Consider the following 11,833-nt stretch of genomic DNA (forward strand, 5'->3'; position numbering starts at 1 on the left):
GTCATACAACGGAGACGTTACCGGCAGCGTGCTTAAAAACGGCGGCAAATTTGTAAAAGATGTGCTTTTATCGGTAGGTCTTCAGGGTATTAAAATGCCCGATCTGCCTGCCCAATATTCAAACACCAGGTACCTGCAAACGTATTGGAACAATTACACCATTTGGGTTAACGGAGCTACCCCTACCCAACAACAGGGACAAAGTTCAAAATTATTATACCAGAGATTAACGCTGGCACTTGCAGATAGCACCATAGTATTGAATGGCGCTTATAACACACAAACTATTAAAGGCGATCTCATCACCCTAAATTCAAACAATGCGGCCACTAATACTACCAATACGGTTAGGTATCTGAGTTCAGGATTAGATTTTTTTCTGAGAAAAAAATTATTGAACCTGCACGCGGTTTACTCCAAATCGCCCGAAGGGCAGAGCCAATACAATGGCAGCTTTAACTACAATATAGCCCGCGAAACCTACTTCAGGTCGAACACCATCACTATGCTGGAGTTTAATGCCATTTTGCAGGAGATAAGTCCCTACCAGGGATTAGGTTTGATGCAGAGCACAAACATAGTTTCAAACGGTTCGTTTAGCCAGGCTACCAATACCAACTTCGGCTTACTGCCGGCACAGAACAAAACTTTTGAAGCGCATGGCAAAATTGGCTTTGGCGATAACAGGATCAACCTTGATCTCCGTTATTACAACCAAACATCAAGCGGTTTAACCAATAACATCAGGGTATTAACAGACCCAAGTACAGGTTTATCTAACCAAACCACCTACAGCAGCATTACCAACAAGGGTGTTGAGTTTTTCTTTAACGTAGCAGTAATTAAAACCCCCGATTTTGGTTATAGTGTAACTATAAATGGCGCGCGCAACTCAAATATAGCTCGCAATGTACCGGTAACTCCATTTACCGCCACCAGCGATTACCCCTTTGCATACCGCAATGGTTACGATATCAGCAACGTTTGGGGCCCGCGTTGGGCTGGATTGAACGCCGAAGGCGACCCACAAATTTATGATAAGGATGGCAAGATAACCTCAGTACTTGATAGCGCAACGATAGCTGCTGCCATGAAAAAGCAGGGCGTAACCAAAGCCCCATGGACCGGCGGATTGATACAGGAAGTAAGGCTGCACCAGTTTTTTGCCCGCGTAGCCATGACTTTCAATTTTGGAGCAGTTATGAGAGATTACATACCCTATCCCGGCAGCGACACCGAAACCAGCTCCCTGGTGGCCAACAGGTGGCGTAAACCAGGCGACGAGTTAACTACTGATATCCCACGCATTACTACCGGCGGCGCAAATACCTACCGCGAGTTTGTTACCCGCTACTCCAGCAATAGCATTATGTCTGCCGATAACGTTCGTTTATCAGAAGTAATGGTGGGTTTTAACCTGGCCAACCAATATCTTAAAAAATACGGCTTGGGCACTTTCACCATGACTTTCCAGGTGCAAAATATTACCTATTGGGCCAAGAACAAATACCACCTCGACCCTTCTACTGTAGCATTTGACGGCCGTATTGGTAACCCTTTGCCCAAAATATACTCATGTAACCTTAGTGTGAATTTTTAAAACAGTATTACCATGTGTAAAAGATCAATATTTTTTGTTTTAGTAATCTGCAGCTTCTGGTCGTTGTCGGCTTGCAAAAAGTTTTTGACGGTAGCGCCGGCTTCTACCAACGTTAACCCTGTAGCTATTAAGGATTTTCAGGAGATGCTGAATAGCGATTCGTTAAGCAGCTGCCACTATTTTTTGTTTGATGTGGTGAGCGACGACCTCACCATGACAGACGCGCAGCTTGCGGCGGTAAGCAATTATTATCAGCGCAGCTACATGTGGCAAAGCCAGATCTGGAATCCATCAGATGCTGATGTGGCCTACAATTCCAGCTACACCAGGATATTGCAAATGAATATCATATTGGATAGGGTTAACGCAGCTCCTATAAATGCTGATAACACGGCACAAAACAAAAGCCTTGTTATTTCGCAGGCACTTATTAACAGGGCATGGTACTACTTGCAATTAGTAAATGCCTATGGCCCTGCTTATGATAGAAATACAGCTACAACAGACCTTGCTGTTCCGTTGGTTATCACAGCAAATAATTCGGCATTACCGTCAAGGGCAACCGTTGCACAGGTCTATAACCAGATCGTTACCGATTTAAAAGCGGCAATTAACAATCCCAATCTAACCAGCAAAGGAGTAGATATCATACACCCGGGCAAGGCTTCGGGTTATGCGCTGCTTGCAAGGGCCTACCTTTATCAGGGCGATTACACTAACGCGTCCGCCTATGCCGATTCGGTTTTGGCCACGCAAAGCACCTTGTTAAGCTATAGCTCAACCGCGTACGTAAAGCTAACCCAACTGCCCGATCTGGCATCAAATCCTGAGATATTGCTTGGCCGCATCACAACCGATCAGGCCTTTTATTCCTTCTATACAACCTCGGTTATGCCAAGTTCAACGCTTACATCAACATTAACTACTTCCGATCTGCGGTTTTCTAAGGTATTCACATCAGCCTCAAGGTTTTCGCCCCCTACTTATAATATTTCGAGCGGTAACTCAATGGTGTTTGATAATAGTGTTGGCGTTCCGGAAGTTATGCTGATCAAAGCTGAATGTTTAGCGCGTGCAGGCAACGTCGCGGATGCCGGTACATTGATCACCAGGCTCAGAAAAGCCCGCTTATCCGATTACGCATTTTCGATAGAGAACCGCACCTATACCCCTGCAAATATTTTAGGTTATGTATTGGATGAACGGAGACGGGAACTGTTTTATCACGGCGGTTTACGCCTGTTCGATCTTAAAAGGCTGAATAAAGAGGCTGCTCTGCAAAAAGATATTACACGCCTTAGCTCATTAACAGGGAATGTTATTGCCACCCTGCCAGCTGGCTCTCCACGTTACCTGGTGCCGTTTAGTCCCACTGTAATTGCAGCCAACCCCAACATAGTTCAAAACCCAAGGTAACGAAGGGCATTTTTTATTCATTTAAATGAACACAAGCATGTTTTATAAAATAGATCATCTTCTTCCAAAATCGCTTTTAAACATCAGGGCTGCGATATTGCTTGGGATACTTTGCATTGGCATCGCATCCTGCAAGAAAAGCCTGAACGATACCGATAAGTTACAGGGCCGATTGGCTACCGGCTCGGTATCATACGTGCAGGGTAGTAACGTGGTAGCACTAAACGGCAATAACTACAACTTTACCCCCTATTATGTTGGTGTACCGGTTAACTTAACGGAAAAAGCAAAATCAACAGATACGGTAACCGCTGTGGTTGATCCGACATTGGTATCACAATACAACCAGGTTTACCAGGACAAAAACCCATCCTTCCAGCAAGGGGCTTTCCAGGTTGCCCACAATGGTAAATTTGCTGTGGAAGCCGGGGCAACACAAGCCAAAGACTCGCTATCGGTTGTATTAACTGATGGCAGCCAGTTAAAAGATAGTACCATATACCTGGTACCAGTAACGCTATCAGCTAAAAGCGGCGCGGCACTTAAATACTCGCTTTTCTTTTTTAAAGTGTTTGTTGTCAAAATCGATCTGAAAGCAAAAATGTATGGGATGACTGTACTTAACGGCAATACTGCCGGCAGATCATCTTACGGGGCGTTGTCAATAGTTTATACGGCAACAGTACCTGATTCATTAAAATTCAGGGTGAGCCTTAATACCTTATTCCCGGCTCACGATGCACTTGTGCAGGCAACATTCCTTACCGACGATGAAGTGAACGCCGCCATTATCAAAGAAAACTTCCCTGGATATCCCGCTCCACTGCCCGTACCAGCCGGTACTGCGCTGATAACTAAAGATCTGGCTACAGTGCCATCTGGCAGGTTATTGAGTATGGACAGCATAACGGTCAAATTTCCAAACAAGCAAAATATGTCGAGCTTCCAGTGGTATGTCATGGGGCTTAAAGTAAAAAGCTATACCGCATCGCAATATGGCGTGCCGCCCGTAGCTAACGATTCGTGCAGGGCTTATATCCGTTTTTTCTTGTATTAACATCTATAATTAAAAAACACCATGTTTAAAATAGCAACTATAACATTTCTATCGGCTTGTTCCATGCTTTTTGGCAGGAATACGATCCAGCAACCTTCAACTGCTAAAACAAAGCAGGTATCGGTAATCGGCAATTTATCGGCTCATAATAGCAATAAAGTAAATGCCGATACTGCTTTATTGAAAGTGGGCGATAAATGCCCCGACTTTATATTCAGGGATACTACCGGGCATACCGGTAACGATATGAAACTTAGCAGCCTTAAAGGAAAATATGTACTGATTGATGTATGGGCATCCTGGTGTTATCCATGCCGTATGCAATACCCTAACCTGCTTGCATTAGAGGAGAAGATGAAAGGCAAGAACATCACCTTCGTCAAAATATCGATAGATACCCACGAATGGCGTTGGAAAGGTCTGCACAAAGAAGGCATACAGTGGATGGTGAGGGATACCACGTTCGAAAGAGCATTTGGTGTCAATACCATCCCAAGATACATTTTACTGGATAAGAAAGGTGTTATAGTCGATCTTAACCTGCCTGCCCCTACCCACCCCGAGCTTGAGGAAAAGTTGAACAAGCTAAAGGAGATCTAAAACACCTATCAAAACACAACGACATGAAAAAATATTCAGTAGCAGCCCTGTTATCTGTGTTGCCGTTTATCGCGTTAGCACAGCAAAATTATACCATAAGGGTTAAGTTAAAATATGTAGGACCGGAAGCCAAAGCTTACCTCAACTACATGAAAGATAAAAAGATATACCAGGATTCGGCCACATTGGTTAATAATCAATTTGTTTTTAAAGGTTCGCAAAACAGTCAGATGAAGGCCTATGTGGTGCTGAGCCACAACGGTCGATCCATAGAAGGCGACCAGGATGCTGATAAAGTAGCGGTATACCTCGAAACCGGAACCGTGATTGTTGATGCTAACGATTCATTGAAAAACGCCAAAGTAAGCGGCACCAGGCTTAATGATGATCAGCAAAAAGTAGTTGATATGCTGGCCCCGTTTGAAACCGGCCGCAAAACCATGGTAGCGGCCTATGAAAAAGCCGATGGCGATGCTGATGAGCAGGAAAAGATAAAAGCCGACTACGCCGGGTTAGAACAGCAAAAAGCTACTGCTATAGAGGCCTTTATAAAAGCCCACCCAAACTCGTTAGTGAGCATAAACCTGTTGTTAACCAACATCGATCCTGCAAAGGATATGGCTAAAGCCCGCGCCCTGTTTGCTTTGCTTACACCCGAGGTTCAAAACTCAAAAAACGGGCTTGTTTATAAAGGAGTTACCACCGAACCGCAATCAGTTGAAATAGGAAGCCCCGCGCCGGATTTTAAGTTGAAAAATACCAAAGATGAGGTGGTGTCCCTATCTTCCTTAAAAGGTAAATATGTACTGATAGATTTTTGGGCAAGCTGGTGTGTGCCTTGCCGTAACGAAAACCCCAACGTGGTAAAAGCCTACGAAAAGTACAAGGCAAAAAACTTCACCATACTGGGTGTATCATTAGATGGAGGTACAAACGGTAAAGAAAAGTGGATGGCAGCCATAGCTAAGGATGGCTTGCAATGGGAACAGGTTTCTGATTTACAGGGCTGGCAAAGCCCTACCGCTCTGCAGTATAAAGTAACCGAAATACCTGCCAACTTTTTAATTGACCCTACCGGTAAAATAATTGCCCGCAACCTGCACGGGGCCGAACTGGAGCAGAAATTACAAAGCCTTTTATAACCAAACAAATATGCCGGTGCCTTTATATCGGCAAACCAAATTAAATACCCATTCAAACAAATAACATGAAAAAAACAATGATCACGCTGTTATCGGCATTGCCATTTACTGCATTTGCCCAACAACAGTACACTATTAATGGCACAGCCCAAAAAGTAAAATTTCCGGCTATGGCCTACCTCGTGCACCAGGAACAGGCCAAAATGATGTTCGATTCGGCTGCGGTAAGTCCCGATGGTAAGTTCACCATAAAGGGTAACGTTGCTATACCAATGAAAGCCTTTTTGATGCTTGCACAGAATGGCGAAAAGTTAAACTCAAGGCCTTCGCCAGATCAGGTTGGCTTGTATCTTGAAACCGGTACCATCAGCGTAACAACTCCCGACTCGTTGTACAAAGCAAAGATTGGAGGCACGCCTTTAAATAAAGATCAGCAGGAAATGATTGACCTGGTAGCCCCCTTCAAAAAAACAGAGGCACAGTTAAACGCCGACTTTAAAAAAGCCGAAGGCGACCAGGACGCACAGCAACAATTGGAACAGGTATTTCAATCAATGAGTGTAGCCAAACTGCAGATACAGGAGGGTTTTATAACCAATCATCCAAAATCGCTGGTGAGCTTAAACCTGTTGCGCCAGGCCGTTAGCCCAGATGAAAATTTGGAAAAAGCCGAATCGATATTCAAGCTTTTAAGTCCGGAGCTTAAAGCAACCGCGGCCGCGCAATCATATGTAAGATTAATTGAAAACGCTAAATCATTAACTGTTGGCCACGTAGCACCCAATTTCACTTTAAAAAACACTAAAGATGAAGATGTAAGCCTGGCATCGTTTAAGGGTAAATATGTACTGGTTGACTTTTGGGCAAGCTGGTGCGGCCCATGCCGTAGGGAAAACCCTAATGTGGTTAAAGCCTATGAAAAATATAAAGGCAAAAACTTCACCATACTTGGTGTATCGTTAGATGGAGGCGAAAATGCCAAAGAAAAATGGCTGGCTGCCATAGCTAAAGATGGCCTCACCTGGGAGCAAGTATCTGATCTGCAGGGCTGGGAAAGCACAGCCGTCAAACTTTACCATATTAACTCGGTACCTGCAAACTTTTTGTTAGACCCCACCGGCAAGATCATTGGCAGGGATTTAAGAGGTGAAGAATTGGAAACCAAGCTCTCAAACATACTTTAATGACAGTTTTTTATTTTCTGAAAAACAAGATCGGGAGGGGTTTAATTGCCCCCCTCCTTATCCTGATCTCTTCGGCTACTTCTTATGCCCAAAACGCGCAGGAAGATCCTTTTGTTGATTATAACGAGCTGCTTAGCAATGTACAGGCCAACCTTAAAATAGCGCAGGCGAAAAAAGCGTTTTTAACTTCGGCAATATTGAGGGAACAAACGCTTAAGCTGCCCACCGGTTCAAAAGCAGTGGTAGCTTCATCATCATTAGCCAGTTCCGGAACCCGAGATCTCAGTGCCCCGGAACTGGTAAATTCCCGTAAAGATGGTGTGTTGATGATCTGCAAATATTACAAGGCCTCGGAGGGACAACCGGACAGAATACAAATGCACGCCACAGCAACCGTTTTAACGCCAGATGGTATATGCGTATCTAACTGGCACGTTTTTATGGCTATGGAGCAACCCGAAATGCAACTCCCGGCTGCTGATAGCCTAACCTTTGCTGTTTCGCTAAAAGGCAACATCTACCCTATTGAGCGCATTATGGCTTTTAACGAAAAGTGCGATGTCGCCATATTTAAAATAAACGCCAGTGGCCAGCAGCTTAGCACTATTCCCTTAGGCAATGGCCTCGCCGTTGGCGAAACCGTTCATGCCATTACCAACCCCGAGGGCAGCAGCTATTACTACAGCCAGGGAGTAGTATCACGCAATACTGCCGATCATAAAATTGGCCCTATGGGCGACCGCATGGAGATCACCGCCGATTACGCAAAGGGGTCAAGCGGGGGGCCTATTATGGATAATAAAGGGAATATGCAGGGAATGGTATCAACCACATTTTCCATCTACGCGCAGGATAGGCCGCAAGTAAACCTTCAAATGGTAGTAAAAAAAACAATTCCGGTGAGGTCAATTCGTAGCCTGATGCAGTTGCAATAAAAATGAAGGAGATCGATGTAAAACTAATTGGGTATAAATGCAATAAAACAATATCAATATGAAAAAAAGAGAGTTAAACATTGGGATACTGGCTATTTGTTTTAGCATAGCTACAGTTGCTTGCAGCAAAAAAAGTGTTTATGAGCCCTTTACTGCAACGAGAAATGGCAGTGATCGTGACGGCTCATATTTCTTACCCTCCAAAGTATTTGCAAGTGGCGATAGTGTTGCAGCAGTTGGGTTTATGCAAACACAGGTTCCATTTTATATGGATTTGAAGACCCCAAAAGGCAAAAATAATTTAAAAATCCTCCAAGAGGCATACGATAGCTTTTCATTGGTATTAGTTAAAATGGATCCTACTAACTATCATAAAATTATTGCGATTGAACCCGCTCCCGCAGAATTATCCAGAAGGTTCCGACAATCGTTACATACAGATACGGCAAAACACCGGATCAATTAACACTTGAATGATATGAAATTTTATACAACAATCATATTCTCGGCACTATTGTGCTCTACCCAAAGTTTATTCGGGCAGATCCGTTTAACCGGGCAACTCAGTAAACTTGGCAACTCACAAGTGATGATCGAGTATTATGAAGGTAAAAACAAAAAAATGATCACCTTGCCCGTTGCCGATGGTAAATTTATTTGGCAGGCACCAGTTACGGAAACGCAAAAAATAACCATGATATTTCCGGGCCGTGCAACCTATATGTTTATAGAGCCTGGCAACATGACCATAACCGGGAGCCGCGATTCGTTAGAATACCTTAAAATAACCGGATCAAAAACAAATGATGAAGCTATCGCATACGCCCGCGCTATTAAACCTATTGAGGAGCAGGAAGAACCGCTTTTTCCGCAATATGGTAAGTTAGATGCCGAGAATGAGGCTAAGCTTGAAAGAAAGCTCGACTCGCTATCGCTTGAAAAAAGGATGCTTGCCGACAAATATATTGGCACACACCCCGAAAGTGCTTTCAGCCTGCACCTTGTAACTGATTTTGCGCGATTGAAAACTTATGAGGAGGTATTGAGGGTGTATAATAAACTTGGGAAAAAAGTAAAGCTTACCTGGGAAGGTAAACGCCTTACCGAACGCCTTGCTATTTTAAAAAGAAGCGCCATCGGACAAAAAATGATGGATTTTACCGAAAATGACACTACAGGTAAACCGGTAAACTTCGCAAACTACAACAAAGGCAAATACGTTTACATTGATTTTTGGGCAAGCTGGTGCGCGCCTTGCCGCAGGGAGATCCCTAATCTGATCAAAACTTATCAAACCTTCAAAACCAATCAGTTCGCTGTGTTAAGCATATCCCTTGATGAGCGCACTAATGAGTGGGTAAACGCTTTAGAATGGCTTAAGATGCCATGGACACAGGTATGTAATTTAAAAGGATGGAAGAATGAATTAGTTCTTTATTATGGCATACTGGGTGTACCTACCACATTATTAATTGGCCCTGATGGTAAAATTGTAGCTAAAGACCTAAGAGGCGAACGCTTAAATGCAAAACTGGACAAGATATTTGGTCACGATTATAAAACCGAAGAGCTGAAGCGCGATTAATCATTACGGTTGTACCTAAATCCTAAAACAGCACTCCCCTATTTCTCTTCGCTTTAATCATTTTATAAAATATAATGAAAAAATTGCTCGTTACGCTATTGGCAGCGCTACCATTTGCTGCTATGGCCCAAAATGATTTTAAGATCATTTTAAATATTAAAAACGTTACACCAGAGGCTAAGGCTTATATACTTTATTATCGGCCTAACCAATCGTTAGTTCAGGATACCGCCGAAAGGGAGGGAAAGCTTTTTATATTTAAGGGCGTACAGGAAACGCCACTTAAAGCTTTTGTAATGCTTAGCCCTAAAGGCCTCAATATAAGAAACATTCCCAGTCCGGATCAGGTAGGTGTATACCTTGAAAATGGCACTATTTTCATCAACACTACCGACTCATTAAAATATGCCACCGTAGGCGGCACAAAGTTGAATAATGATCAGCAGGAATTACTGAACACGCAGCAGCCGTTTGATAAAAGTGCCTCGGCATTAATGAAGGCTTACAGCAAGGCCAGTAGAAACGCCGCCGAACAGGATAAGATAAAAGCCAAATACGATGCATTGAATAACCAAAAGAAACAAGCGGAAGAAAAGTTCATCAAAACCCACACCAAATCGTTGGTAAGCCTCAACCTGATCCGATCAACCGTTGATCCATCACAGGACATGGCTCGGGCCAAAACGCTGTTTCACACCTTATCGCCCGACTTGCAAAACTCAAGGGCAGGCAACGCCTATAAAAATCTCATCGCCGAAACTAAACCTATTGAGGTTGGCACCACAGCCCCCGATTTTAAACTGAATAATCCCAAAGGTGAAAGCATTTCTTTGGCATCGTACAGGGGCAAATATGTTCTGGTAGATTTTTGGGCAAGCTGGTGCGTACCCTGCCGCAATGAAAACCCTAACCTGCTGGCATCATTTAAAAAGTTTAAAGACAAAAACTTTACCGTGTTAGGCGTGTCATTGGATGGTGGTAAAACAGCCGATGCCGATTGGAAAAAAGCCATCAAAGATGATAACCTACCGTGGGAGCAGGTATCTGAACTACAAGGCTGGAACACCGAGATAGCGAAAATTTACCAGGTAAAAGCAATCCCGGCAAACTTTCTGATAGACCCCACCGGCAAAATCATAGCCCGCGACCTGCGTGGCCAGGATCTGGATAAAAAACTGGAGAGCTTGTTTAATTAATGATCGCTAAAGACCTTATCGTTAAAAATCAATTATTATCATCAATGAAGAAATACTTTTTACTCATAGCAGGCCTCAGTCTATCGGCCGCAGTGAGCGCCCAACAAATCCCCGATTGGCAAAATAAAGACCTTAAGACAGACAACCTGTTCGGCATTTCCACTCACAAAGCTTTTGATCAATTGCTCAAAGGCAAAAAGAGCCATCCGCTTATCGTTGCTGTGATCGATGCCGGCGTTGATACCAGTCATGAGGACCTGAAAAGCGTCCTTTGGATTAATCATAAGAAGAAAACCGGCGACAACGGAACTTACGGATGGAGCTATATCGGCTCTTCGAAGGGTAACGTGCAATTTGACAATTTGGAGCTGACCCGGCAGGTACGGCAACAGCAGCAAAAGGGCGATACGACGACGGCTGTTTACTATAAGCAAAAGGCTGAGCTTGACAAAAAGCTGGCCCATGATAAACGTCAGCTGCAGGGCGTCAACAATTTTAAGAATACCCTGGACAGCATAACCCGAAAGATCGGCAAAGCAGATCCTAAACTGGCGGACTTTAAGGCATATAAGCCGCAAGGGGCCGCTGAAATCCGTATCACACAAACTTTAATCGCTGTGCTTTCACAAGAGGACAATTTTGCAGCTTTTTTAAAAGACCAAATTGATCCTACTATCGAACATTACAAATCCTCATTGGATTACCAATTGAACGTTGCCTACGACCCGCGTGCCCAATATGTAGGGGATAATTATTTGGAAAGTAAGGAGCACAACTATGGCTCACCGGACAACAACGGACCCGATCCAACTCATGGAACTCATGTGGCCGGCATCATAGCCGCACAGCAAAACAATGGCATCGGCATTGAAGGTATTGCCGACAATGTAAAAATAATGGCTATACGGGCTGTGCCGGACGGCGACGAGCGAGACAAGGATATTGCCAATGCGATCCGTTATGCCGCGGATCATGGAGCCAAAATTATCAATATGAGCTTTGGTAAGCCGTATAGCCAGGACAAAGCTGTCGTTGATGAAGCCGTACGATACGCTTTGAAAAAAGATGTGCTGTTGATACAAGCCGCCGGCAATGACGACAGGAATATAGATACAGCA

11 protein-coding genes are annotated in these 11,833 nt (G+C 43.9%); all 11 read left to right on the plus strand.

Annotation, left to right across the window (positions count from 1 at the left end; genetic code table 11):
* On the plus strand, window positions 1-1,600 hold a 1,600-nt coding region (locus VF500_RS15620), incomplete at its 5' end, for a hypothetical protein (RefSeq protein WP_330860558.1).
* Between the two features lie 12 nt (window positions 1,601-1,612).
* Window positions 1,613-3,016 carry a RagB/SusD family nutrient uptake outer membrane protein gene (locus VF500_RS15625; RefSeq protein ID WP_330860559.1) on the plus strand — a complete coding sequence of 468 codons (1,404 nt, stop codon included), beginning with the start codon at window positions 1,613-1,615 and terminating at the stop codon, window positions 3,014-3,016.
* A 37-nt stretch (window positions 3,017-3,053) separates the two neighbouring features.
* Window positions 3,054-4,073, plus strand: a complete 1,020-nt coding sequence (locus VF500_RS15630) for a DUF1735 domain-containing protein (RefSeq protein ID WP_330860560.1) — start codon at window positions 3,054-3,056, stop codon at window positions 4,071-4,073.
* A gap of 21 nt (window positions 4,074-4,094) precedes the next feature.
* On the plus strand, window positions 4,095-4,673 hold the full coding sequence (locus VF500_RS15635; RefSeq protein ID WP_330860561.1) for a TlpA disulfide reductase family protein: 579 nt from the start codon (window positions 4,095-4,097) through the stop codon (window positions 4,671-4,673).
* A gap of 23 nt (window positions 4,674-4,696) precedes the next feature.
* The gene (locus VF500_RS15640; protein ID WP_330860562.1) at window positions 4,697-5,815 is read left to right on the plus strand and encodes a TlpA disulfide reductase family protein; all 1,119 of its coding nucleotides are present in this window, start codon (window positions 4,697-4,699) and stop codon (window positions 5,813-5,815) included.
* A gap of 65 nt (window positions 5,816-5,880) precedes the next feature.
* Window positions 5,881-6,999, plus strand: coding sequence for a TlpA disulfide reductase family protein (locus VF500_RS15645; protein ID WP_330860563.1), 1,119 nt, complete (start codon window positions 5,881-5,883; stop codon window positions 6,997-6,999).
* On the plus strand, window positions 6,999-7,934 hold the full coding sequence (locus VF500_RS15650; RefSeq protein ID WP_330860564.1) for a serine protease: 936 nt from the start codon (window positions 6,999-7,001) through the stop codon (window positions 7,932-7,934). The genes VF500_RS15645 and VF500_RS15650 overlap by 1 nt, the downstream gene beginning before the upstream one ends.
* A gap of 58 nt (window positions 7,935-7,992) precedes the next feature.
* Window positions 7,993-8,400: a hypothetical protein gene (locus VF500_RS15655; RefSeq protein WP_330860565.1), complete on the plus strand. Its 408-nt coding sequence runs from the start codon at window positions 7,993-7,995 to the stop codon at window positions 8,398-8,400.
* 12 nt (window positions 8,401-8,412) lie between these two features.
* Window positions 8,413-9,519, plus strand: coding sequence for a TlpA disulfide reductase family protein (locus VF500_RS15660; protein WP_330860566.1), 1,107 nt, complete (start codon window positions 8,413-8,415; stop codon window positions 9,517-9,519).
* Window positions 9,520-9,593: 74 nt separating this feature from the next.
* Entirely contained in the window at window positions 9,594-10,715 is a 1,122-nt protein-coding gene (locus tag VF500_RS15665; protein WP_330860567.1) for a TlpA disulfide reductase family protein, read from the plus strand.
* Between the two features lie 44 nt (window positions 10,716-10,759).
* A partial coding sequence (locus VF500_RS15670) for a S8 family serine peptidase (protein ID WP_330860568.1) occupies window positions 10,760-11,833 on the plus strand: 1,074 nt, incomplete at its 3' end.

It is taken from the genome of Mucilaginibacter sp. (genome assembly GCF_036383575.1).
In the GTDB taxonomy this organism is placed as follows: domain Bacteria; phylum Bacteroidota; class Bacteroidia; order Sphingobacteriales; family Sphingobacteriaceae; genus Mucilaginibacter.